We start from the raw sequence: 23,850 nt of genomic DNA, 5'->3' as shown, positions 1-23,850 counted from the left end.
CTCAGCCCAGCATGTCATGTGTTTTGTGAAGCCCCGAAATCAAGGCCTCAATGTCTTCATGGGTGTTATAGGCGGCGAAACTCGCCCGCGCGGTTGCGGAAACGCCGAGGCGTTTCATCAAAGGTTGCGCGCAATGATGGCCGGCGCGCACCGCGACGCCTGTCCGGTCGAGAATCGATGACACGTCATGAGGATGCGCGCCCTCTACCGTAAAAGCGATAATCGGCGCCTTATTCGCCGCGCGCCCGAAAACGCGCACGAAATTCAGCTTCGCCAATTCCTCCAGCGCATGATCTTTCAGGCGCGCCTCATGGGCGGCAATCGCGTCGACGCCTTTCGACGCCATCCAGCCCAGCGATGCACCCAAACCGATCGCTTCCAGAATCGGCGGCGTGCCCGCCTCAAACCGGTGCGGCGGATCATTATAGGTGACGGCGTCCTGCGTCACCATGTCGATCATTTCCCCGCCGCCCTTGAATGGGGGCAACGCGGCGACCGCTTCGGGTTTGCCGTACAAAACGCCGATGCCCGAAGGCCCGTAAAGCTTGTGGCCGGTCAGCACGTAGAAGTCGCAATCAATATCGCGCACATCAACTGCGCCATGCACGCCCGCCTGACAGCCGTCAAACAGAATTTTGACGCCATGCTCATGGGCGATGCGCGTCATCTCTTTCGCGGGCGCAGGCGCGCCCAGCACATTCGACATGTGCGAAACAGCGACGAACTTTGTCTTGGCGGTAAACAACGCGCGATAGGCGTCCAGATCAATCTCGCCATCATCGGAGACATCAAGCCATTTCAGCACCGCGCCCTTACGCTCGCGCAAAAAATGCCACGGCACGATGTTGGAATGATGCTCGGCGACGGAAAGGATGATTTCATCGCCCTCCCCGATCTCCGACACGCTCATCGCGTAGGATACGAGATTGAACGCGTCTGTGCCGCCCGAGGTGAAGATGATTTCATCCGGCGAGCCGGCGTTCAAGAATGTAGCAACAGCCTTTCGCGCGTCTTCATAGGCCGCCGTCGTTTCATTCGACAAAAGATGCAGCCCGCGATGCACATTCGCATAGGAATACTCCATGGAGTGGCTCATTGCGTCGATCACCACGCGCGGCTTCTGCGCCGAGGCGGCGCTGTCCAGATAGACAAGCCGTTTGCCATAGGCGTCGCGCGCGAGGATCGGGAATTCCGCGCGCAATGCCTCGACGTCCAGCGTTGTGATGGGAGAACCGTCACTCATATCTGCGCCAGCCAATCATTCACGCGCGCTGCAAAAATTTCTCGCACGCCTTCTTCCTCGATGCTTTCCACCACTTCGCCGACAAACGCTTCGACCAACAATGCGCGCGCCTGCGCCTCGTCGAGACCGCGCTGGCGCAGATAAAAGAGCGCATCGTCATCGAGCGCGCCAACCGTAGAGCCATGCGCGCATTCCACATCATCGGCATAGATTTCAAGTTCGGGCTTGTGGTTCGCCTCTGCGCCATCCGACAAAAGCAATGCATTGGCCGCCATTTTCGCGTCAGTTTTCTGCGCATCGCGCAAGACGTGAAATTTGCCCTGAAATACATTGCGCGCGCGATCCTTCGCAACACCCTTATGCACTTGCCGGACTTTGCAATCCGGCGCCACATGACGCACTTCGCTGGTGAAATCGGAATGCCGCTCATCAGATAACAAGGCTGCGCTGCTTATCTGTGCGGAAGAGTTCGCCGCCCAGAAATGCGCGTGTGTTTCATGGCGCGACAACCGCGACCCCGTCGAAAGGCTGGTCTGTTCAAATCGCGCATCGCCATCTATTTTCGCCGCGCAGACCGCCTGAACGATGCTGTCGTCGCCAGAATCTTGCAGCACCGCCCGCCGGAATTCGCCGCCATCACGCACAACCATGTGGCAAAGGTGCGAGCAGAAGCCGGCCCCCTCGCCTTCATAGGTTTCAATAAGCTGAACCTTCGCGCCCGGTGAGACACGGATCATGGTCTGGGAAAAAGCAAAGCCTGCGCCGGAGTTGATATGCCGGATCAGGATTGGACGCGCGAAGTCGACGCCCTCCATAATTTCCATACCGAGCGATTTGCGTGTCATCGCAACATTGAGCGTTACAATTGCATGATTTTCCAGTTCAGAAATCGTCGCAACGGGGTCCATGACGCCATAGCGAATACCCTCTGGCATCTCTTCGGCCGGCATCTCAAGGCGGCCATCGATAATGCGAAACTCAAGTGGATCAAGCGCTGCAAAAGCCGACGGCGCGATCACGGCCGGCGCAGCGACATCTTCCGGCGCCATCGTGCGCAGCGCCGCATTCACATCCGTCCATTTCCAGCCCTCAAGGCGCCGGTTCGGCAAGCGCAGCGCCGCATAGCGGTCAAACGCCGCCGCTTGCGCTTCGCTGATTTTCGAACGCGCTGCAAAGGCGGTTTCAAGCGCCGCCTCAAAAGCTGAAGGGTTGGAAAGCGTCGTCACCTTATTCACGCTGCCTCAATAAACTGTTCGTAGCCTGACTTCTCAAGTTCCAGCGCGAGTTCCGGCCCGCCGGATTTTACAATCCGCCCGCCCGCCAACACATGCACCGCATCCGGTTTGATGTAATCAAGCAAGCGCTGATAATGGGTGATGACGAGGAAGCCTCGCGTCGGCCCGCGCAGCGCATTCACCACTTCGCCAACCATTTTTAGCGCATCAATATCGAGCCCTGAATCAGTTTCATCCATGATCGCAAAATGCGGCTCGAACATCGCCATTTGCAGCATTTCCATGCGTTTCTTCTCGCCGCCGGAAAAACCGACATTGAACTGACGTTTCAGCTTCGCATCATCAAGTCCGACCAGCTTCGCCTTCTCGCGAACGAGGCGAATGAAATCGGCGGCGGAGACTTCGCCTTCACCGCGCGCCTTGCGCTGGGCGTTCATGGCCGTGCGAATGAAATTCATCGTCTGCACGCCGGGAATTTCCATCGGGTGCTGAAACGACAGAAAGAGACCTTTGGCTGCTCGCTCATTTGGGTCGAGATCAAGCATGCTTTCGCCATCGAGCAAGACGTCGCCGGAAGCGACTTCGTAACCGTCTCGCCCGGCGACTGTGTAAGACAAGGTCGACTTGCCGGAACCATTCGGCCCCATAATGGCATGCACTTCGCCCTTCGGCACTTCCAGAGAAAGCCCCTTCAAAATTTCGTTGTCGCCAATCGCGACATGGAGGTCTTCAATCTTCAACATTACTCGTTTTCCGGTGTCTTCTTTTTTATGCGTGTATTGTGGTCATGGATCAGGCGCCATTCGCCGTCTTCAAGCTGAAACAACAGCAACAGCCAGGCCGCGCGCGGTTCGCTGTCCGCCGTGTCGCGATAATCATATTTCATATAGGCGGCGGCCATGTCGTCGCCTTCCATAATCTTCAGAACTTCTCCGTCCCAGCGCCAATCCTGGCCCTTGAACCATTCTTCGTGAAAGCCAAGGAACCCTTCGGTGGTGTCGATCACATCCCCATCAGGAAACACCAGATAAACATCATCCCGCGTGCTTACCGTGGGTTTGAATGCGTCAATATCCCTTGCGGCGATCGCCGCAAGATGCGCATCCAGCGCCGCACGAAAATCCGGGCGCGGGGCTTTTTGGGCCTCGCCGCTGCAAGCGGCCAGCGCCAAAGCGAGAATAATGATCAATCCATGTTTCATGATTTCACCGCCAGACATTCGATTTCGAGCGCCGCGCCCATCGCGAGGCCGTCAACGCCAAAAGTGGAGCGCGCCGGCTTGTTCCCCGGAAACGCTTCCGCATAAGCGGCGTTCATCGCCACGTAGTCGTTCATGTCTTCCAGAAACACCGTGCATTTGACGATGTCTTCGAGGCCGCTGCCGACACGCTCGAGCGTCGCTTTATAATTGGCGAATATCTGTTGCGTTTGCGGTCCGGCGCCGCCTTCAACGACAGTCGTTGTTCCCGGTGCGCGGCCAATCTCTCCCGACAGGTAAATCGTGTCGCCGACAATCACCGCCGACGAAAACGGCAAATCACCAAGGGAAGCATCGCGATCATAGCTGCGCGCGACCTCCGCCTCGCCGCAAGCGGCGAGCATCAGCGCGCCAACGCCAACCAACAAAATTCTCATTCCGCATCCCCCATCTTCACTGCGCTTTTCGGTTCAAAAATCAGATAGACGCTGGTCGTATCCCCGACATTCACCGCCTCGTGCCATTCAACGCCGGGGCTCCACCAGGAAGCGCCGTCATCGGTCTCCATGTCGCGGGTCCCGGTCGCATCGGTGATGCGCATGGTTCCGCCTTTCAGGATGTAACCGTAATGGGGCGGGTGATAATGACGCTCGTGCCCCACACCCGGCGCGAAGGTGCAGCGCGCGACGCGGGTTTCTTCATTTTCGAACAGGAGTTCGCAGACTTTTTCGCCCTTCCAGCCGGCATCAATGGCGTGGGGAAGCGAAGCGGCTTGCAGCACGATGAGAGAGGCGAGCAACATTATCCCACGCTCCCTTCCAAGCTCACGCTCACCAGTTTTTGCGCCTCGACGGCGAATTCCATGGGAAGCTCCTGAAGCACTTCCTTGCAGAAACCGTTGACGAGAAGCGCAACGGATTCCTCTTCGGAAAGCCCGCGCTGCTGGCAGTAGAAAAGCTGGTCTTCTGAAAGACGCGAGGTCGTCGCCTCGTGCTCCAGGATCGCGCGCGGGTTTTTCGATTCCACATAAGGCACGGTGTGGGCGCCGCAATTATTCCCGATCAGCAGCGAGTCGCATTGGGTGAAGTTCCGCGCGCCTTCGGCTTTCCTGTGAATGCTGACGAGGCCTCTGTAGGTGGAGTTCGATTTGCCCGCCGAAATGCCTTTTGAGATGATCCGCGACTTGGTGTTCTTGCCAAGGTGGATCATCTTGGTGCCGGTGTCGGCCTGTTGATGATTATTGGTGATGGCGATGGAATAGAATTCGCCTTGCGAATTATCGCCTTTCAGCACGCAGGATGGATATTTCCACGTCACGGCGGAGCCGGTTTCAACCTGCGTCCACGAGACTTTGGAATTGACCCCGCGGCAGTCGGCGCGCTTGGTCACAAAATTGTAGATGCCGCCCTTGCCGTCCTTGTCGCCGGGATACCAGTTCTGCACCGTCGAATATTTGATCTCCGCGTCGTCTTCGACGACGAGCTCGACCACGGCGGCGTGAAGCTGGTTTTCATCGCGCATGGGCGCAGTGCAGCCTTCGAGATAGCTGACATAAGAACCCGGCGCAGCGACGATGAGCGTGCGCTCGAACTGGCCGGTATTCGCTTCGTTGATGCGGAAGTAAGTGGAAAGCTCCATGGGGCAGCGCACACCCTCCGGCACGTATACAAACGTGCCGTCGGAAAAGACCGCCGAATTCAAGGTCGCAAAGAAATTGTCGGAGGTCGGCACCACCGTGCCGAGATATTTGCGCACCAGTTCCGGGTGCTCGCGCACAGCCTCTGAGATCGACATGAAAATCACGCCGGCTTTTTCGAGTTCTTTCTTGAAGGTCGTGGCGACGGAGACGCTATCAAACACCGCATCCACCGCGACTTTGGGCTTGTCGGCGCCAGTCCGCGCCTCGCCGGGGCTGGCGCCCGCGCCTTCGACGCCCAGCAACACTTCGGCTTCTTTCAGCGGGATGCCAAGCTTTTCGAAGTCAGCAAGAATTTCCGGCGGGACGTCGTCAATGGACTCATATTTTGCGCCCGATGTGGGCTCGGAATAATAATAGGCGTCCTGATAATCGATCTTCGGATAATGCACCATCGCCCAAGTGGGCTCGGTCATGGTCAGCCAGCGGCGGAACGCTTCGAGACGCCATTCGAGCAGCCATTCCGGCTCTTCTTTTTTGGCGGAGATGAAACGCACCGTGTCTTCATTGAGACCCTTCGGCGCCTTCACCGAACTCAATATCGGTCGTGAAGCCGTATTTATAGGTCTCCAGCGCCTTCGCCGTTTCGACGGTCTCTTTGGATATGGTTTCTTTGACTTCGGACATGACTATTCTTTGTTTGCCGTATTCTTTTGCCACCAGAAAGCGCGCCACAAAGCCTCAAGGAAGATCAATGCAGCTAATGTGATTGCGGGGATTGCTGCTGCTTTAAGTAGCGAACCAACAAATGTATCCGCCGATGGATAAACGTCGCTCTTAAAAACATAGATCCCGATTGTCGCGAGCATGAAGCCGGCCGTTATTGCGACTGCGTTTATGATCCGCTTTCTCAACCAATGCTTCTTCATCACGCCGCCCTCGCCTTGATGCGTGCGTAAGCCTTGGGCCATTCGCGGATGAAGGCGTCAGCCTCTTCCGCCGTCGAATTCCACCCGAGCGAAACGCGGATCGCCGACGTCGCCTCGTCGTCGCTCGCGCCCATGGCGGTCAGCACATGGCTCGGTTTGGTCTTTCCGGAAGAACACGCGCTGCCCGCAGAAATCGCGAGCCCTGCAAGGTCCATGGTCATCAATTGCGTGGCGCCGGAAAATCCGTCTGCGGAGAGACACAACGTGCCGGGCAAGCGGTCTTCGTTTGCGCCCCATAATTTTGCGCCAGCGCTGACCACCGCATCCTGTATGCGGTCGCGCAGCGCTGCGATTTCACCGGCGCGCGCAATGGCGTCTTTCGCCAGTTCGCAGGCGAGCCCGAGGCCGGCTATCGCGGCGACATTATGGGTGCCGGCGCGGCGGTTGCTCTCGTGACCGCCGCCGCGCATTTGCGGCTCAAGCGGCAGGTTAGGCCCGGCGATGAGCGCGCCGACGCCCACCGGCGCGCCGAATTTGTGGCCGGTAAAACTCATAAGATCGGCGCCGGACATGACGAAGTTCACCGGGACCTTGCCGACCGCCTGGGCCGCGTCGCAGAACATCAGCCCGCCCGCGTCATGGGCAATTCTCGCCGCCTCCGCCACCGGCTGAATGACGCCGGTCTCGTTATTGGCGAACATCAAGCAAACCATGAAGCCGCCATCGCGCGCGACGTCATAATCCTTGAGGCGCTCAGCGAGCCAGCCAAGATCAACAATGCCGGAACGCTGCGCCGGGATGATTTCGATCTCGGCGCCGGTCGCTTCCGCATTCGCCGCTACAGCGGAGTGTTCGATCGCGCTGATGAAAAACCGTTTGATATTGTGCGGACGGATGCCCCCATGCAGCGCATAATGGATCGACTCCGTGCCGCCGCTGGTGAAGATGACGCCATTCACCGGTGCATTGACGAGCGCGCGCACTTGTTCGCGCGCATCTTCCAGCACCTTGTGGGCGCGTCTTCCCTCTTCATGCACCGACAATGAATTGCCGTCATGGCGCATGGTCTCGGCGACGAGGTCGATCACCTCGGGGCGAATGGGCGCCGTGCCGTTATGGTCGAGATAATGGCGTGTCATTCCGCCGCCTCCGTAAAGGCAGGTTCTTTTAGCGCCGGCGCGTTCACCGCCGCCATGCCGGCGACACGTCTTTCGATAATGTCTTCCAGCGTCACAGCGTTCAGGAAAATTTCGATCTGGCGGCCTAGTTCGTCCCACAAATCATGGGTCAGGCAACGCGCGCTGGTCCCCTTGCAGCCAATGGACGATCCCGGCGCACAAGCGGTCGTGCGGATTTCCTCGTCTACGGCGGCGACAATGTCCGCGACCCTGGTTTCCGCCGCAGATGCGGAAAGCGCATAGCCGCCGGCAACGCCGCGAACGCTTTCAACCAGCCCCGCCCGGCGCAGCTTGGCGAAAAGCTGCTCCAAATAGGACAGTGAAATCCCCTGACGCAGGGCGATATCAGAAAGGGCGACGGGACCGTCAGCGCCCGTCGCGGCAATATCGGCCAGCGCCGAGACTGCATATCTGCCTTTCGTCGTAAGCTTCACGCTCTGCCTCTTTAATTGGCGCAGGGAATAGCGCCCTCTTTCGGGGCTTTGGCTGGCGCCGCAGTAAAAACATGCTATACGCGCCCGCCGACCATCCGATGTGCAGCCGAGATAAGAAATCCGACTATTTTAGTCAACATTAGCGCCACAGAATTTCGGCGAAAATGGCGATTTTCTGTCGGCTTTAAGCGCATCCCGACAGGTCAATGAGTGAACAGCTGGGAATTCGGGTTCCAGCCCAATAAGCCGTGTTTAGGCAGGATTGAAAAGGTTTACGATGCCAGAAGTGATTTTCGCCGGTCCGGAAGGACGCCTAGAGGGCCGTTACCAAAAGGGAAAAGGCGAAAACCCGCCGGTAGCGCTGGTCCTGCACCCGCATCCGCAGTTTGGCGGCACCATGAACAACCGCGCGACCTACGAAATGTATCAAATGTTCGTGCGGCGCGGGTTTTCGACCATGCGGTTCAATTTTCGCGGCGTAGGCCGCAGCCAGGGCGAATATGACCAGGGCCAGGGCGAACTTGCGGACGCGGCGACGGCCCTCGATTATATGCAGCAGATGAACCCGAATGCGCCCTTTAGCTGGGTCGCCGGCTTCTCCTTCGGGTCATGGATCGCCATGCAGCTTCTCATGCGCCGGCCCGAGATTGTCGGCTTCATCGCCGGGTCAACGCCCGCAAATCTTTACGATTTTTCATTCCTCGCCCCCTGCCCGTCTTCCGGCCTCGTCATTCATGGCGAGCATGACAAGATCTGCGCGCCGGAAGAGACCCGCGGCATGGTCGAACGCACCCGCACCCAAAAGGGCCGGAAAGTCGAGTTCGCCGTCGTTCCCGGCGCGGACCATTTCTTCGAGTCGCATATTGAAGCCTATATCGCGACCGCGGAAGAATATCTCGACGCCCGCCTCGCCTATGAAACGCCGGAAGGCGAATATCACGGCGAGAAATAGGCGCGTTAGCGGCCCATTTACCAACCGGCTTTCCCACGGGTTAACTTTTCCTTGCATTAATGTAAGGGGAAAAGCGCTGTCCGGGGGAAGCCATGCTTCAAACATTATTGAGAATGCTGCCGTCTGCGCGCGGTTCGCTTGCCGTGAAACTGATCGGCGTTGATGGCTTCACCGGACGCGGATCAATCCGTTTCTCCGCCGCCGAAAATGGCGGCGCTCTTTCGGTGTCGCTTACAGGAGTAGCCGGCTTGCGCGCGGACATCGTCGCGGATGGTGAGATTGTCGCCACGGCGCCGATTACAAACGGCCGCGCAGAAGCAACATTCTCCTCCAGTAAAGGTGATATATTGCCCGCGCTGCAAGAAGGCGCACAAATCGACATTCAGCAAAATGGCGATGTTGTTTTGACCGGAATTTTAGCGCGCACCTAGCTCATTTCAACGCAGGATCAGATGCGTTTTCTGCGCGTCATGTTATGCTTCCCATAGCGGTGAAGCGCGAGTTCAATGACGTTCAACGAACCGGATGATATTAGCGAGGACTTGCCCGTCCCGGACAAACCGGTGCGGCGCTTGCCAATCGGCTGGTTGCTGCTTGCGATCGGCGTCCTTGCCTTGATCGCGCTGCTTGCATTGTCTTACTGACGCATGCGCCCAACCCGCTCGCGGTTAGGCGAGACCGGCGCGACCGATTGCGAGAAACTTTTCGCGGCGCTGACGCTTCAACTCTTCCGGCGACAAATGTTCGAGCGCGCGAATTTCAGATTCGACGGCATCGCCCAACCGCTCGACGGTCAAGCGTATGTCGCGATGGGCGCCGCCAACCGGTTCTGGAATAATGCTGTCGATAACGCCCAGCTCCAGCAGATCCTGTGCAGAAATCCGCATCGCCTCCGCCGCATCCGGCGCTTTGTTGTCGCCTTTGCCGGCGGCGTCTTTCCAGAGAATGGATGCACAGCCTTCGGGCGAAATCACTGAATAAACGGCATGCTCAAGCATTAAAACCTTGTTCGCCGCGGCAAGCGCCACCGCGCCGCCGGAACCGCCCTCGCCGACGACCACGGAAATCAGCGGCGCAGCAAGACCCAGACATTTCTCCGTGCACGATGCAATTGCTTCCGCTTGCCCGCGTTCTTCAGCGCCGCGCCCCGGATAGGCGCCGGTCGTATCTACCAGCGTCACGACGGGCATGTTAAAGCGCTCCGCCATGTCCATCAGGCGTACGGCCTTTCGATATCCTTCCGGGCGCGCCATGCCGAAATTGTGCTTCACCCGCCCCGCCGTGTCCGACCCTTTTTCATGACCGATCAGCATGATGGAGCGGCCACGCAATCTTGCCGGTCCGCCAAGGATCGCCGCATCCTCGCCAAAGGCGCGGTCGCCGGCGAGAGGCGTAAAATCATCGACAAGCTGCGCCACATAGTCAGAAAAATGCGGGCGCGAGGCGTGACGAGCCACTTGTGTCTTCTGCCAGCGTGAAAGCTTTGAGTAAGCGTCCGCGAGCAGGCTGTCGGCCTTGCCCTGAAGCTTTTCGATTTCCTCGTCGACATTGACGCTGGTCTCGCCGTCCAGTTGACGCAAATCGTCAATCTTGCCTTCGAGTTCGGCGATCGGTTTTTCAAAATCAAGATAGGTGCGCATGGCTCTAAATCTAATATTTGGGGGTTAGCGAACAAGTCGATGATTGGCTGCAATTCCTAGTATTTCGCAAAGAGCCCGGCAACCCTCTCCTGTTTTAGCCGGTCCTGCGGCCCTTTTTCGCCAGCGGATGCTTGGTCATGACCAGTTCGCGCAGGCGATCCTGCGCCACATGCGTGTAAATCTGCGTGGTCGTGATATCCGCATGGCCGAGCATTTGCTGCACGCTGCGAAGATCTGCCCCGCCTTCCAGCAAGTGAGTCGCGAAAGCGTGGCGCAGCACATGCGGCGAGACCTTTGCCGGCGGCACGCCTGCCTCGACCGCGAGGTCTTTCAACATCTGCGCAAAGCGCGCGGCTGTGATATGGCCGGTCTTGCCGCGCGAAGGAAACAGCCATGGCGACGGCTTCCCTTCTTCGACAAAATTTCCCCGAAGGCCGATATAGGCGTCCACCGCATCGACGGCGCGCTGAGTCAGCGGCGCGAGGCGCTCTTTGTCGCCCTTGCCACGGATGATCAGGAGGCGTTCGCCCTTTCTCATGGCGGCGAGCTTCAGCCCCACCAACTCCGAAACACGCAATCCAGCGGCGTAGAGCACTTCCAGCATCGCGACGAGGCGCGCGCCTTTCGGGCCTTCAATTCTTTCCGCCGCCTCAAACAACGCCGTTACTTCTGTTGGCGTCAAAATTTTCGGAAGCGGCCGCCTGGTTTTTGGACGATCAATCGATGCCGTAGGATTGTCGCCGCGATACCCCTCCGCATACAGAAATTGGTAAAACTGCCGAAGCGCCGAGGTCTTGAGCGCAGCAGTGGATGCGGCGAGACCATCCGCCTCCAACACTTCCAGCCAACTGGCGATGTCGACGGCGCCGGCGGTTTCAAGCGTCTCTTTGCGCTTCAAGGCGAAAAGCGAAAACCGTTGAAGGTCACGGCCGTAATTTTTCAACGTGTTGGCGGCGGCGGCGCGCTCCACCGCCATCATTTCAAGGAACGCTTCGATCAAGCGCGCATTTGTTTCACGAGATTTTTCAGCGGCGGACGGCGCCGTCATTGTTGTTTCTTTCGCTTCTATATCAGCCTTTGGGCGGCTTGATGCGCGGCGCGAAACCACGCTCTTCGCTCGATTGTCCCGGTGCAGCCGCAGGCGATGTCGCGCCCGGCGCCGAAACAAAGCTCGCCGCCCATGCCCGTTCAAATGTATTGCGACGGCGTAATTCCGGCATGCCGGCAACGCGCAATCCTTCGTTCACCACCACAGCCTCGACCTCACCGGAAGCGTCGCCCTCGCCGGCGGAAGCGGCAAGAGCGGCAAGCCCCGCCTGTCCGAGCTTGTCGCCGCCGACCGCATCAAACGCAGCTTCCAAAATGCGCGCCGTCACCGCCTGGTCGCTATAGGCAGATCCCGCTGCGGCATAGGGGCTTTCTTCGGAAAGCAGCGATACGCCAGCGCTGCGCGCAATCCGCGCGGCGGTTTGCGGATCGAGCAGCGCCAAAAGATTGACCCGGTCGATAAAGGCGATGCCCAATTCTTCAGGCAAGGCTGCGACGCTCTCATTGGCGCCGATCATTGCGGCGAGCCAGCGGCCAGCGCCAACACTGTCGCCAACCGCCATCATCGCCAATGCAAACTCGCCGGCTTCCTCTGGCGTCACCAGAACACCTTCAAGCGCATTGATGTCATCAGCATAGACAAGGGACAGCGCATAGGCGCGATGGAAACTGTCCGCCCTCGACAGCGCCAGGGAAATGCGCATGGCCTTGTCGCGAATAAATTCCGGCGCCGTCATTGCGGCGATCGACTGATAAAGCAGCGCATCGGTCAATGGGTCATTTGGCCGGGCCGCGACCACATCAAGGATAGCGCCAAGATCGGCGACTTCAAATTGCGCCTCGCTGAAAAGCCTCCTGATCAATGCAGGTCTGACGACGCCCATGGCGACCGCCTGCTCAGCGGCCTCAATGCGCAATGCAGGATCTGCCGCCGCATCGCCTGCGATCGCAGCAAGCACGCCCCCTTGCGCCTGACTCAGCAGCGCAGGATTGATTTCCAGACCCGTCGCCTTGAGCGCGGCATATTGCAGAGCGCTTTCCACTGGCGGGATGGTTTTCGGCGGCGATTTCGTCAGCAAGGAAAAGAACAGCGCTTCATCGGCCGGCGCCAGCGCGCCGCGTTCGCGCAAAAGGTTCACGGTCAGGTCAAACGCGTCGAGTTCGCCTGCGCGGGCATAACAAAGGGCGCGCAAACGCACCCAAAACAATCCTTCACGCCCGCCGCTAAGTGAAGCGCCGCGACGGCAAGCAGCGTCAATCTCGCCGTCCAGCAGGGCGAGCGTCGCCTCCGCTTCAGCGACGGACAGATCATTTCGCCCTGTCGTCGCCAGACTCGCAATTGTGCGCGCCTCTTCAATGAAGCCTGCTTTTGCGAGCGCCAGAAGCTTTTTGCCGCCAAGCGAGGCGTCCGCGCCAGCAGGTTTCGTCCCGGGGGACAAAAGCGTGCGGCGCATAGCCTGCCCCAGGCTCGGCGAGGCCGGCCGGGATGGCGCATGGGAAAGCAGGAAATCGAGGGTTTGGGGATTGCTGCCAGACCAAAGAGCGCCCGGTAGCGCCCCTTCTGACGGCTCAAGATCACCGATGGAAAATGCGTCCGTCGGCAGTTGCGCGGTTTCCACCGATTCGGGGGTGGCGACCTGGGCGAAAACGGCGGGGGCGCAAAGGCTGGCTGAAACAGCCAGCGCGCCAGCGAGGAGGCCCTTATTGCGCGGCATGGCTGGCGTCCACTTCGATTTCGCGAATTTCAGGCTCCATCATTTGCCCGTAAACGAACAGGCCGATCAGGCCAGCCAGGACCAAAAGCACAATCACCGATACAAATCGCACGCCGCCACTCCTCCTAAACCCCCGCAATTTGCGGCGGGCCGCCCCGGTCTCATTCGCCCCAGCAGCGCCAAATCGCCTAAAGCTTCCCTGACAATCAGGCTTTCCGGCTAGCTTCGCGCTGCATGCTCCCCTACATCTAGCCGCCATGGGGCAACCTCGTAAACACCCTGAGCTTGAATGCGCCCGTCCAGTCGTTCTGGTCGGGATGATGGGTGCTGGCAAAACCACCGTCGGCCGCCGCCTGGCGCCGCGGCTGGGATTGCCATTTTATGATGCGGATCATGAGATTGAGAAAGCTTCTGGCATGAGTGTCTCGGACCTGTTCGCCGCTCATGGCGAGAAAAGCTTTCGCGAGGGGGAAGCGAAGGTGATTCGGCGCCTGCTCGAAGGCGAGCCACATGTCTTGGCGACCGGGGGCGGCGCGGTGACCAACCCCGAAACCCGAGCCTTGATAGCAGAACGCTCCGTCTCCATCTGGATCCAGGCTGATTTGGAGACCGTCGTGCGCCGGGCGGCGCGGCGCGGCACCCGGCCCTTGCTGCAAACCGGCGATCCCCGCGAAACGCTTGAGCGCCTGATCGAAGAGCGTAAGGAATATTATGCCGCCGCTGACATTCACGTCGAAAGCCAGCAAGGGCCTCATGGCCACACGGTCGACCTCATCATTGAGGCCCTGTCGAATCGGCCCGATCTTTTGACGGCGGTGAAGGAAGACGCCAAATGACATTCGAAACCGTCCGCGTGCCGCTGGGCGACCGGTCCTACGACATTCATATCGGCACAGACCTCCTTGATCGGGCGGGCGCCCTGCTGTCGCCCATGCTGAAACGTCCGCGCGTCGCGGTTGTGACGGACGACAATGTCCTCGCCGCCCAGGGCGAGCGCTTGAAGCAAGGATTGAAGGCCGGCGGGATCGATGCGGATTTCATTTCGCTCAAGCCCGGCGAAGGCACGAAGTCCTTTTCGCAACTCGAAGCCCTGACCGGCCGCTTGCTCGATCTCGGCATAGAGCGCGATGACATGGTCATTGCGTTTGGCGGCGGCGTGATCGGCGACCTCACCGGGTTCGCGTGTTCGGTGTTGCGTCGCGGCTGCCGCTTTACGCAGATCCCCACGACATTGCTCGCCCAGGTCGACAGCGCCGTCGGCGGCAAAACAGCGATCAACGCGCCGCAAGGCAAAAATCTCATTGGCGCGTTTTACCAGCCCGCCATGGTGATCGCAGACATCAACACCCTCGACACCCTGCCGATCAGAGAATTGCGCGCCGGCTATGCAGAGGTCGTCAAATACGGCTTGATCGTCGACGCGCCGTTTTTTGAGTGGTGTGAGAAGAACGGCAAAGCCTTGCTGGAGGGCGATGCGGCGGCGCGCATTCATGCGGTGAAAATTTCCTGCGAAACCAAGGCCGCGATTGTCTGTGATGATGAACGCGAACGCGGCAAGCGCGCGCTCTTGAATCTCGGCCATACATTCGGCCACGCATTTGAGGCGCATTTCGGCTATTCAGACCGGCTGCTGCATGGCGAAGGCGTCGCGCTGGGCATGGCCCTGGCGCTGGATTACTCGGTCCGGCTTGGGGTCTGCTCGGGGCAGGATGCAGAGCGCGCGAAAGCCCACCTCACTGCTTGCGGCCTGCCCGCCTCAATCGCCGACCTGAAGGCTGAAATTCCGGCCGACACGCTCGCCAACTACATGATGCAGGACAAAAAAGTTGAGCAAGGCAAGCTGACTCTGATACTCGCCAAATCCATTGGCGACGCATTCATCGCAAAGGATTCAGACCTTCGCGACGTCGCCGCATTCCTCAAGGAGAAAACCGGCTGCTAGGCCGGCGAAGCAGACCATGGCCAATCTCGATCCAACCTTATTGATTCCAATCGGCATAATATTCCTGCTGCTGTTGATGTCGGCGTTTTTTTCCGGTTCGGAAACGGCTCTCACGGCGACATCAAAGGCGCGGATGCACAAGCTTGAAAGCGATGGCGACATGAGCGCGCGCCGGGTCAACCTTCTGATCCGCGACCGCGAGCGTCTGCTTGGGGCGATCCTGCTCGGCAACAATCTCGTCAACATTCTCGCGACGTCAATCGCCACGAGCGTGCTCATTTCCATTTTCGGCGCCGGCGGCCTGGCCAACGCAATTGCGACGGCGACGATGACAATTCTCGTCCTGGTCTTTGCGGAAGTCACGCCAAAAACCGCCGCGATTGCGCGCCCGGATTCCTTTGCGATGTTTGTCGCGCCGCTCATGCGGTGGGTGGTTTTTGTCTTTGCGCCAATCACCCGGGTCGTTCAACTTATCGTGCGCGGGGTTTTGCACCTCTTCGGTTTGGATGTATCGAAAGACAGCGCAGTCTTTTCCGCCGCCGAAGAAATAAGAGGCGCGATAGACCTTCACCATTCTGAAGGCCGCGTCGACAAGGAATCGCGCGACCTGATCCGCGGCGCTCTCGATCTGAACGAGATCCGCACCGAAGAAATCATGATCCATCGGAAGTCAATTGAAATGCTTGACATTGACATGGCGAAAGACGCGATCATCCGGCAAGCGCTGAAAAGCTCGCATACGCGTTTGCCTTTATACAAAGAAAACCCCGACAATATTATCGGCATTCTTCACGCGAAAGACCTCCTGCGCGCGCTGTGGGACGCGGAAGGCAACGCTGACGCCATCAGTTTTGAATCGCTCGCGCGTAAACCCTACTTCGCGCCGGAGACGACAACGCTGCAAGAGCAACTCGACGCCTTCAAATTGAAGCAAGAGCACTTTGCACTCATCGTCGATGAATATGGCGCATTGATGGGGCTCGTCACACTCGAAGACATTCTGGAAGAAATCGTCGGCGAGATTGAAGACGAACATGACAGCCCGGTTCAGGGCGTGCGCCCGCAAGGCGACGGCTCGCTCAGCGTCGATGGCGATGTAACCATCCGCGATCTCAATCGCGCAATGGACTGGAACCTGCCTGACGAAGAGGCGGTCACACTGGCCGGCCTTGTCATTCACGAAGCGCAATGCATTCCCGATGTCGGGCAGACATTTTCATTCCATGGATTTCGTTTCAAGATCCTGCGCCGGCGCCGCAACCAGATCACGGCGCTGAAAATCACCCCCATCGCGTCTTAGGAAAGTAGCCAACAATGGCCAAAAAGGCAGGCAAACGCGCCTTCTTCTTCATTTTCGTTACGATCCTGCTCAACATGATCGGCTTCGGCGTGATCATGCCTGTAATGCCGAAACTGATCATGGAAGTGACGGGCGAAGGCGTCGCGCATGCGGCGAAATGGGGCGGCTACCTCTCCGTCGTCTACGCCATCATGCAATTCTTCATGATGCCGATCATCGGCGGGCTTTCCGATCGCTTCGGGCGCCGTCCGGTGATGCTGGCGTCTCTCGCCGCCTATTCCTTTGACTTTTTCATCATGGCCATCGCGCCCACGATCGGCATCATCTTGATCGCGCGACTAATGGCCGGCGCCTTCGCCGCGACATTCTCCACCGCAAACGCCTACATCGCCGATATTTCTCCGCCGGAAAAACGCGCTGCGAATTTTGGCCTGATCGGCGCGGCCTTTGGTGTCGGGTTCATTATCGGTCCGGGCATCGGCGGATTTCTCGGCGACCATTTCGGACCGCGCGCGCCATTTTACTTCGTCGCCGCGACTGGCGCGGTGAATTTCCTTTTCGGCTTTTTCACCATGCCGGAGACCCTCGCCCCGGAAAACCGCCGCCCGTTCGATTGGCGGCGCGCGAACGCCCTTGGCAGCTTCCGGCAGTTTTCGAAATACCCGATCATGCTGCCGATCGCGGCGGTGTTGTTCTTCGCACAGCTCGCCCATTGGACCTATCCGTCCATCTGGGCGTATTACGCGATCGAGAAATTCTCCTGGAGCGGCGCGATGATCGGCGCCTCGCTTATGTATATGGGCCTCATGTCGGGACTGGTCCAAGGGGGGCTGACGCGCGTCGCCATCCCCCGTCTGGGCGAGCGCAGAGCCGCGCTGTTCGGCATCAGTGTGACGGCAGTCGGCTATCTTTGTTTCGCTTTCGCCAATCAGGGGTGGATGATCTTCGCGATCTTGACCTTCACAGCCCTTGGCGGCCTTGCCCAACCCTCCCTTCAGGGGATCATGTCACGCACCATTCCGTCAAACGCACAAGGCGAATTACAAGGCGCGATTGCAGCGCTCAACAGCCTGACCATGGTGTTCAGCCCATGGATCATGACGCAAATGTTTTCTGCATTCTCTTCGCCGGGCGAACCGTTCACGCTCTTCAACATCACGATCTTAGAGAAAGGCGCGCCATTCTATTTCCCGGGCGCGCCGCTCGTCTTTGCCTTCGTGCTGGAGCTCTTCGCACTCGCGCTCTTGTTCATGGCCTTTAAGCACATTCAACGCCCGCGCGAAGAGCATGAAGAAGCAACTGCGGATCAACCCGCAGCAACGTAAAACCTAAACCGGTGCGCGATGGTAAACGCCGCCCATCATCGGGCGCGGCGCGCGCGTTGTTTTCGGATAGCTTATCGGCAGCTTTTTCAGCGTGCGGACCGCGAGATAGGCAAAGCACTCCGCTTCCAGATCATCGCCGCGCCAGCCGGCGTCTTCGGCGGTCACGACGTTCGCCTCAAGCCGGTCGCGCAAAGCCTGCATCATCGCCGGATTATGGCGTCCCCCGCCGCAAATGATGTACCCGCCGGGCAGATCCGGAAGAAGCTTTTCCGACTGCGCAATGCAGGCGGCGGTGAACGCCGTCAATGTCGCCGCGCCGTCTTCCGGCGTCAGCTTCATCACATGGTCGAGTTTGAAATCATACCGGTCGAGCGATTTCGGCGGCTTGCGACGAAGATACGGCGCCAGCAACATCATGCGCAGCGCTTCCTCGTTTACGGTCCCCGCGAGCGCCATGGCGCCGTCTTTGTCCATATGTTCGCCGGTTTTCATTTCGATCCATTCATCCACGAGGCCGTTCCCGGGCCCGCAATCGAAAGCGACGAGATCAATAGAGCGCGCGCCCTCGGGCACATAGGTGACATTGGATACGCCGCCGAGATTGACGACGCCGACTGCGCATTCGGGAAGCTCCGCCATGGATGCCACCAGCGCCCGATGATAAACCGGCGCGAATGGCGCCCCTCGCCCCCTGCGGCGACGTCATTACTGCGAAAATCATTGACCACATCAATGCGCGTTTCGTCCGCGAGAACGCGCCCATCACCGAGCTGCCAGGTGCGACCGGCTATGCCGGGCTCTTTCGACGGCCGGTGCAAAATGGTCTGGCCGTGAAAGCCGATGACATCCACATCCTTGCGCTTCAATCCAGCGTGCTCAAGCAACTGCTCCACCGCCAGGACATGCGCATAGGTGATTTCCCCGGCGGCCTTGCCAATTTCATCGGCGCCGTCGCGGCCCTCAAGCGCCGCTTTGATCGCCCGGCGCACCCAGATTTTGAGATCGCGGCTATAGGGGACATGGATCGCCGGCCCCGGCGTCACGACGTTCTCGCCATCTGTCGTCAGGATCGCCGCATCGATTCCGTCCAGCGAGGTGCCGCTCATCAGGCCAAGGGCAGTAAGGGTGTCAGGCATCCGTTTCTTCCGATAGCGCGTAAGCCATGCCTACAAAGAGTCGCGGCGAAGGCTGAAAGTTTTCTTAACCAGACGGACCAGCCCCCGCCAGTTCATTGGATTTTCGCTCCTGACATGCTACGGGGCGGACCTTCAAGCAGGCAGAGTTCGAAAATGAGCGGCAAGGCGACCTACAAATCCGATTTCCTCAACGTGCTCGATGAGCGCGGCTTCATCGCACAGGGCACGAATCTTGAGGGCCTGGACGAAAAAGCAGCGTCCGGCGTCATCACGGCCTATATCGGCTTTGACGCCACCGCAAAGTCCTTGCATGCCGGCAGCCTGATCCAGATCATGATGCTGCACTGGCTGCAGCAGACCGGGCACCGTCCGATCACCCTCATGGGCGGCGGCACCACCAAGGTCGGCGACCCGACCGGCAAGGATGAGCAGCGCAAACTGCTGACCGACGCCGATATTGACGCCAACATCGCCTCCATCAAAGGCGCATTCGCAAAGTTCCTGACTTTCGGCGACGGCCCGACGGACGCGCTGATGGTCAATAATGACGACTGGCTGTCAAAGCTCGGCTATGTTGAATTCCTGCGGGACTATGGCGTTCATTTCACGATTAACCGCATGCTGACTTTCGACTCGGTCAAGCTCCGGCTCGAACGTGAAAGCCCGATGACATTTCTTGAGTTCAACTACATGTTGATGCAGGCTTATGATTTCCATGAGTTGCTCAATCGCCATGGGTGCACCTTGCAGCTTGGCGGCACGGACCAATGGGGCAATATCGTCAATGGCGTGGAGCTTTGCCGCCGCAAGGACAGCACCGAAGTTTTCGGTTTGACCACTCCGCTCCTGACCACCGCCTCAGGCAAGAAAATGGGCAAGACGGAAAACGGCGCGGTGTGGCTGAACCCCGACATGTTCAGCCCCTATGACTACTGGCAATATTGGCGCAATGCGGAAGATGCGGATGTCGCAACCCTGCTCGCGCGCTTTACAACGCTTCCCATGGATGAAGTGCGCCGCCTTTCCGCATTAGAAGGCGCGGAAATAAATGACGCGAAAAAGGTGCTGGCGACCGAAGCGACGACGCTACTGCATGGCCGCGATGCCGCGCAAAGCGCTGCGGCGACAGCCCAAAAAACCTTTGAGCAAGGCGGCCTTGGCGGAGATCTTCCTACTATCGATATCGCCGCCGGGGCGCTTGTTGAGGCGGCGCTTGTCGATCAGTTTATCGCCGCTGGGTTATGCGCCTCCAAAGGCGAAGCGCGCCGTCACATCAAAGCTGGCGCGCTCAAGGTGAATGACCAGGCAGTCAGCGAAGAACGCAATTTGAGCGCTGACGATATCCGCGACGGCGCGGTGAAACTCTCAATCGGCAAAAAGAAGCACGCGATCATCCGCGTACAGTAATCACGGGCTTGGTTGCTCGGGTTCTGAAGGCGGCGACTCTTGCGCCGGTTCCGCGCCGTTTTGCACGGGCGCGTCCGCTTCGGTTCCGGCCTCCGGGACAGGCTCGCGTTGCGGCTGCATGATCTGACGGAATATGCCCGGGGTCAGCGCCGACAAGGGATTGACGAAGACCGATGGATTGCCGGTTTCCCCGCTCACCCGGTAGGAAAAGGCCAAAATCCCTTCGCCTTTTTTTCCGACAAGAATATCGCCAATGATCGGGGCGCTGCCGAGAATTGAGTTGAGCGCATAAATTGGCGCAACGGCGCCATTCAAATCCGTCACCCCGCCCGCGCCGACGCCGACCACCCCTTCCGCCGTAATGCCGACAGAGGAACCTGTTGCGCGCATGTCGGCAATGGAAACAACGCCATTGGCGTAGTCGAACTTTCCATATGCATATGAAAAATCGATGCCTTGCCCGTTCATGAGATTGGCGAGACCGTCGAGAGATCCAGCAGAGAAAATACGCGCCAAGAGCGGCGCATTCACGACTTGCAGGTTGCGCGCTTCAAGCTCGCCGGCAAAGCCTGGTTCGCCCGCCTGATGCAATGCAAGCCGCATGGAGCCCTCTCCGCCCGCAACGGATTTAACGCCCAGCAAGCCCTTCATCAATTCGCCGATTGCACTGGTGCGCGCTTCAATTGCGCGTTGCGGCCCTTCTTCGGCGCCGGTCAGCGCCATCGTGACGGTCACCGGCGCGCGGTCAGCGCCAAAGGCGGAGAAATCAAGCGCCTGCAAGCGTTCCGCGTCGCGATAGAGATCAAGGGCGCTGTCGCGATATATCACGCCTTCACGAAGGGCCACCTGATCAATCCGCGCGCGAACATTGACGCCGCGCCCCCAGTTGATTGTCTGCGCGCCGCCCTGCGCGGCCGATCCTTCCAGCGCTTCCTGCACCATCGGAGCGGCATTCAGGAAATCACCGACCGCGGTCAGTTCAAGCCCATCAGCGGAAGCGCGTTTCGCGGTGACTGAAAAATCAGCGCTATCCGCAAGATAGAACCTCGGCAAATCGGCCTTCTGAAGCGCGCCATGCGGATCGAACGTCAGCGTGCCGCCTATATTGACGCCCTCTCCTTCGATGGAGAACTGTTTCACATCTACTCCGGCATCATTGAAAACCATGGACAAAGCGCCGGTTGCAGCCGCGCCAATTGGCTTGCGCCAGCCCACCGCATCGACCATCAACGCCGCATTTGCAAAATCCGCGTTCACATCGAGGGTTTTAAAGGCGCCGATATCACCTGTTGCATTCGCATTGAAAGCAACCGGGCCGCGCAGGAACTGCCGTGTCGGCACGCCGAAGAGGTCTCCGGTCGAAGAGTTAAACACGCCTGAAATCGCAATGTCGGACGGGCCGTCTTCCGCGTAGAAATTCTGCCCCCAGACCAGTTTGATCGGCGCGCCATCTGCAAGATCCGCATCTGCAGCGACGGACATGGAGCGGGTCTTCAAGTCAATCGTTCCGGACGCATTCGAGAACTGGATGTCTCCGATCAGTTCGGAAATCGTCATGTTCTTGAAGGTGCCGGAACCTTTATACCCATATTCTTCCGGCGCGACGTCGCGCTTGTTCGGCCGCATGATCTCAATATCAGCGCGCGCCTCGCCGGAAAACTGATCCGCGCGAAGGTTCACCTTCGACAGCAACGACATCGGCGCTTCATCAAGAATGGCGAGCATGTTTTGGGCGGCGGCGGACGCTGTAAAGCGATAATAGGTCGGCTGCCATTTCGGCATGAAGACCGGAAACGACACTTCGCCTTTTTCAATCGCCACCTTGCCCACATTCGCCTTCGCAACATTCAGGCGAAATGAATTGCCGCGCAAAACGCCGCTGCCCTGTCCGTTTCGCAGCGGCGTCATTTGCTTGATGTAATACGCCTTCACATCCCGCGCATCGAAAGTCAGGCTCATGGCTTCATCGGGCAGCCCGCCGTCTTTTCTAACGGCGCCGGGAAGCAGGTTCATGGCGAAATCAATGTTTTCAATAGTCGCCGTGGCCAGCCGGTCCTCCACCCAGTCACGCGCGCCAGTCGCGATCCCCTTCGGCCAGATCGAGAGCAGGCGCTCCGGGTCAAGCGATCCGTCTATGTCGAAATCGGCGATGACGCCCGGTGATGGTGATGGCGCGCCATCAAACCCCCGCGGGCGCAACAGCGTCAGGACGCCGCTTGCGGCAAGCCCCGCCGCCTCAGCCTTGACCGAAGACAAGGTCAGCCGTCTGTCCGAAACGAAATACTGTCCGTCAAGCTGAAGCGCTGTAAGCGGCAATGCGGCGGGCAATTGATCGGGCGCGGTGACCAAAACCTCTTCCGACGCCAGTTCAAAGGAGATGCTTTCCGGCTTTCGAATATCATCGCCAAACGACACTGAGAGTTCGCCGGTAAGCGCCCCTTTGGCGCCTTCAACATCAAATTCGAAATGATCGATAGAAAACCGGTTCGTTCTCGGGTCAAAGCCGGTCTTCCACTCAACGCGGGACACTGCGCTGCGTACGCCGCCAAGCTTCAAAAACCCTTCGCCCAGATATGCATCGAATTTCGAAGACAAGACATCGCCGTCTGGCGTGAACGCCATGACCGCCTGCCCGCTCACCGGCGCATCTACGACGGCGGCTTCATCCCCATAAAATGTGCTGAGCAGATCGCCGACAGGAAAATTCTTCCCGTCCACAACCACGTTGATTACGCCTTGCGCGCTATCATATTCAGCATTTGCATTAATCCCGGCATTGGCGCCGTCCATGTCGATCCGCCCGTCCAGCAACGCCGACAAGCCTTTTTCATTGCGGCGTAAATGAACATGCGTGTTTGGCGCCGCCCAGGAACGACCGGAAGCAACATCCAGGAAAGTAATTTCCGCATTTGAAATCTCAGCGGATTCAAAAGCGCTTTTCAGCAAACGCGTGTCGAGAAGCTTCGTGACTTGCACACGCTTCTTTTTGGCGCCGCTCTTTTGACGATCGGAATATCGACTTTGAGGTTTTCGCGGCGAATGATGCGAAAATGCGCGCCATTTGCCTTGACGGTTCGCGGACCGATTTTGCCGGCGAAAAGATCACCCAGCCCAAAGGTCATTAAAATTTCAGGCGCGCTCGCCGCCTCGCGATCTTCGGCGCCGATAACCGTGACGCCTTTCAACTGGAGAAGGTATTCGCCGCGCGCCTCGGCGCGACGAAGCTCTATGCCCTCAATCGCCGCATCATAGCCGTTTGGCAGGCGCCGCTCGATGGCGAATTCTGCGCTGGGGCGCAGCGTATCAAGCGCCAGAGGCCCCTGCCCCAGCCGCCAGGAGAGGAAGATCACAGCGGCGGCGGCGATTGCGATGACGAGCGCAACGACTTCGAATGCAAGGACAGCTGCTTTCAACGCCCGCTTCTTCATGCAGCCGCAAACTCCAGAACTATGTAAACGCTGGTAAGCGCCTGTTCCGCATACAGACGCTACAAACCTTTATCGGTACCGGTCATTCGGGTCGGCGGCAAGGGA

Annotated in this window: 23 protein-coding genes and 2 pseudogenes; 8 read left to right on the top strand and 17 right to left on the bottom strand. The window is 58.9% G+C overall.

What is annotated here, in order from left to right; all coding sequences use genetic code 11:
* Position 1 precedes the first annotated feature (1 nt).
* From AC0L8G_RS08495 to AC0L8G_RS08450, 10 genes and pseudogenes are all read right to left on the bottom strand, one after another.
* The gene (locus AC0L8G_RS08495; RefSeq protein WP_473388349.1) at positions 2-1,243 is read right to left on the bottom strand and encodes an aminotransferase class V-fold PLP-dependent enzyme; all 1,242 of its coding nucleotides are present in this window, start codon (positions 1,241-1,243) and stop codon (positions 2-4) included.
* Positions 1,240-2,478, bottom strand: coding sequence for a Fe-S cluster assembly protein SufD (gene sufD, locus AC0L8G_RS08490; RefSeq protein ID WP_473388347.1), 1,239 nt, complete (start codon positions 2,476-2,478; stop codon positions 1,240-1,242). The genes AC0L8G_RS08495 and sufD overlap by 4 nt, the downstream gene beginning before the upstream one ends.
* Positions 2,475-3,221: a Fe-S cluster assembly ATPase SufC gene (gene sufC, locus AC0L8G_RS08485; protein ID WP_473388346.1), complete on the bottom strand. Its 747-nt coding sequence runs from the start codon at positions 3,219-3,221 to the stop codon at positions 2,475-2,477. The genes sufD and sufC overlap by 4 nt, the downstream gene beginning before the upstream one ends.
* Positions 3,221-3,679 (bottom strand): YybH family protein, encoded by a 459-nt coding sequence (locus AC0L8G_RS08480; RefSeq protein ID WP_473388345.1) that lies wholly within the window; start codon positions 3,677-3,679, stop codon positions 3,221-3,223. The genes sufC and AC0L8G_RS08480 overlap by 1 nt, the downstream gene beginning before the upstream one ends.
* Positions 3,676-4,113 carry a RidA family protein gene (locus tag AC0L8G_RS08475; protein WP_473388343.1) on the bottom strand — a complete coding sequence of 146 codons (438 nt, stop codon included), beginning with the start codon at positions 4,111-4,113 and terminating at the stop codon, positions 3,676-3,678. Before AC0L8G_RS08475 ends, AC0L8G_RS08480 begins: the two co-directional genes overlap by 4 nt.
* Complete coding sequence (locus AC0L8G_RS08470) at positions 4,110-4,478, bottom strand: cupin domain-containing protein (protein WP_473388341.1); 369 nt, start codon at positions 4,476-4,478, stop codon at positions 4,110-4,112. Before AC0L8G_RS08470 ends, AC0L8G_RS08475 begins: the two co-directional genes overlap by 4 nt.
* A pseudogene (gene sufB / locus AC0L8G_RS08465) lies at positions 4,478-5,999 on the bottom strand (Fe-S cluster assembly protein SufB). Before sufB ends, AC0L8G_RS08470 begins: the two are co-directional and overlap by 1 nt.
* A gap of 2 nt (positions 6,000-6,001) precedes the next feature.
* A complete protein-coding gene (locus AC0L8G_RS08460; RefSeq protein ID WP_473388339.1) occupies positions 6,002-6,244 on the bottom strand; it encodes a hypothetical protein in 243 nt (80 codons plus the stop codon).
* Complete coding sequence (locus AC0L8G_RS08455) at positions 6,241-7,380, bottom strand: cysteine desulfurase family protein (protein WP_473388338.1); 1,140 nt, start codon at positions 7,378-7,380, stop codon at positions 6,241-6,243. Before AC0L8G_RS08455 ends, AC0L8G_RS08460 begins: the two co-directional genes overlap by 4 nt.
* Positions 7,377-7,853: an Rrf2 family transcriptional regulator gene (locus AC0L8G_RS08450; protein WP_473388336.1), complete on the bottom strand. Its 477-nt coding sequence runs from the start codon at positions 7,851-7,853 to the stop codon at positions 7,377-7,379. Before AC0L8G_RS08450 ends, AC0L8G_RS08455 begins: the two co-directional genes overlap by 4 nt.
* A 277-nt stretch (positions 7,854-8,130) precedes the next feature.
* Between AC0L8G_RS08450 and AC0L8G_RS08445 the strand changes: the two genes are divergently transcribed.
* The 3 genes from AC0L8G_RS08445 to AC0L8G_RS08435 all read left to right on the top strand — a co-directional run bounded on the left by AC0L8G_RS08445 (position 8,131) and on the right by AC0L8G_RS08435 (position 9,449).
* Positions 8,131-8,805 carry an alpha/beta hydrolase gene (locus tag AC0L8G_RS08445; protein ID WP_473388335.1) on the top strand — a complete coding sequence of 225 codons (675 nt, stop codon included), beginning with the start codon at positions 8,131-8,133 and terminating at the stop codon, positions 8,803-8,805.
* A gap of 92 nt (positions 8,806-8,897) precedes the next feature.
* Positions 8,898-9,236 (top strand): hypothetical protein, encoded by a 339-nt coding sequence (locus AC0L8G_RS08440; protein ID WP_473388334.1) that lies wholly within the window; start codon positions 8,898-8,900, stop codon positions 9,234-9,236.
* Positions 9,237-9,311: 75 nt separating this feature from the next.
* Positions 9,312-9,449, top strand: a complete 138-nt coding sequence (locus AC0L8G_RS08435) for a hypothetical protein (protein ID WP_473388333.1) — start codon at positions 9,312-9,314, stop codon at positions 9,447-9,449.
* A gap of 24 nt (positions 9,450-9,473) precedes the next feature.
* Here the strand turns inward: AC0L8G_RS08435 and AC0L8G_RS08430 are convergent, their stop codons facing one another.
* The 4 genes from AC0L8G_RS08430 to AC0L8G_RS08415 all read right to left on the bottom strand — a co-directional run bounded on the left by AC0L8G_RS08430 (position 9,474) and on the right by AC0L8G_RS08415 (position 13,319).
* Positions 9,474-10,445 carry an acetyl-CoA carboxylase carboxyltransferase subunit alpha gene (locus tag AC0L8G_RS08430; RefSeq protein WP_473388332.1) on the bottom strand — a complete coding sequence of 324 codons (972 nt, stop codon included), beginning with the start codon at positions 10,443-10,445 and terminating at the stop codon, positions 9,474-9,476.
* A 94-nt stretch (positions 10,446-10,539) separates the two neighbouring features.
* The gene (locus tag AC0L8G_RS08425) at positions 10,540-11,493 is read right to left on the bottom strand and encodes a site-specific tyrosine recombinase XerD (protein WP_473388330.1); all 954 of its coding nucleotides are present in this window, start codon (positions 11,491-11,493) and stop codon (positions 10,540-10,542) included.
* Between the two features lie 22 nt (positions 11,494-11,515).
* Positions 11,516-13,207 carry a hypothetical protein gene (locus tag AC0L8G_RS08420; RefSeq protein WP_473388329.1) on the bottom strand — a complete coding sequence of 564 codons (1,692 nt, stop codon included), beginning with the start codon at positions 13,205-13,207 and terminating at the stop codon, positions 11,516-11,518.
* Positions 13,194-13,319, bottom strand: a complete 126-nt coding sequence (locus tag AC0L8G_RS08415) for a hypothetical protein (protein ID WP_473388327.1) — start codon at positions 13,317-13,319, stop codon at positions 13,194-13,196. The genes AC0L8G_RS08420 and AC0L8G_RS08415 overlap by 14 nt, the downstream gene beginning before the upstream one ends.
* 145 nt (positions 13,320-13,464) lie before the next feature.
* Between AC0L8G_RS08415 and AC0L8G_RS08410 the strand changes: the two genes are divergently transcribed.
* From AC0L8G_RS08410 to AC0L8G_RS08395, 4 genes are read left to right on the top strand one after another with little or no spacing between them, the layout of a single operon-like run.
* Positions 13,465-14,043, top strand: a complete 579-nt coding sequence (locus AC0L8G_RS08410) for a shikimate kinase (RefSeq protein ID WP_473388326.1) — start codon at positions 13,465-13,467, stop codon at positions 14,041-14,043.
* Complete coding sequence (gene aroB / locus AC0L8G_RS08405) at positions 14,040-15,149, top strand: 3-dehydroquinate synthase (RefSeq protein ID WP_473388325.1); 1,110 nt, start codon at positions 14,040-14,042, stop codon at positions 15,147-15,149. The genes AC0L8G_RS08410 and aroB overlap by 4 nt, the downstream gene beginning before the upstream one ends.
* A 16-nt stretch (positions 15,150-15,165) precedes the next feature.
* Positions 15,166-16,449 (top strand): HlyC/CorC family transporter, encoded by a 1,284-nt coding sequence (locus tag AC0L8G_RS08400; RefSeq protein ID WP_473388324.1) that lies wholly within the window; start codon positions 15,166-15,168, stop codon positions 16,447-16,449.
* Positions 16,450-16,463: 14 nt separating this feature from the next.
* Complete coding sequence (locus AC0L8G_RS08395; protein WP_473388322.1) at positions 16,464-17,774, top strand: TCR/Tet family MFS transporter; 1,311 nt, start codon at positions 16,464-16,466, stop codon at positions 17,772-17,774.
* A 3-nt stretch (positions 17,775-17,777) separates the two neighbouring features.
* Here the strand turns inward: AC0L8G_RS08395 and AC0L8G_RS08390 are convergent.
* Positions 17,778-18,880, bottom strand: a pseudogene (locus AC0L8G_RS08390) (anhydro-N-acetylmuramic acid kinase).
* A 183-nt stretch (positions 18,881-19,063) separates the two neighbouring features.
* On the opposite strand from AC0L8G_RS08390, the gene tyrS reads away from it, so the two are divergent.
* Positions 19,064-20,317, top strand: coding sequence for a tyrosine--tRNA ligase (gene tyrS / locus AC0L8G_RS08385; RefSeq protein ID WP_473388321.1), 1,254 nt, complete (start codon positions 19,064-19,066; stop codon positions 20,315-20,317).
* On the opposite strand, the gene AC0L8G_RS08380 is transcribed toward tyrS, so the two are convergent.
* Positions 20,318-23,293 carry a YhdP family protein gene (locus AC0L8G_RS08380; protein ID WP_473388320.1) on the bottom strand — a complete coding sequence of 992 codons (2,976 nt, stop codon included), beginning with the start codon at positions 23,291-23,293 and terminating at the stop codon, positions 20,318-20,320.
* Positions 23,257-23,730 (bottom strand): hypothetical protein, encoded by a 474-nt coding sequence (locus AC0L8G_RS08375; protein ID WP_473388318.1) that lies wholly within the window; start codon positions 23,728-23,730, stop codon positions 23,257-23,259. Before AC0L8G_RS08375 ends, AC0L8G_RS08380 begins: the two co-directional genes overlap by 37 nt.
* Positions 23,731-23,850: the final 120 nt, after the last annotated feature.

Source organism: Hyphococcus sp. D3-15 (genome assembly GCF_055809375.1).
Note: the sequence above shows the minus strand (reverse complement) of the source record. Positions and strands in the feature narration are given on the sequence as shown.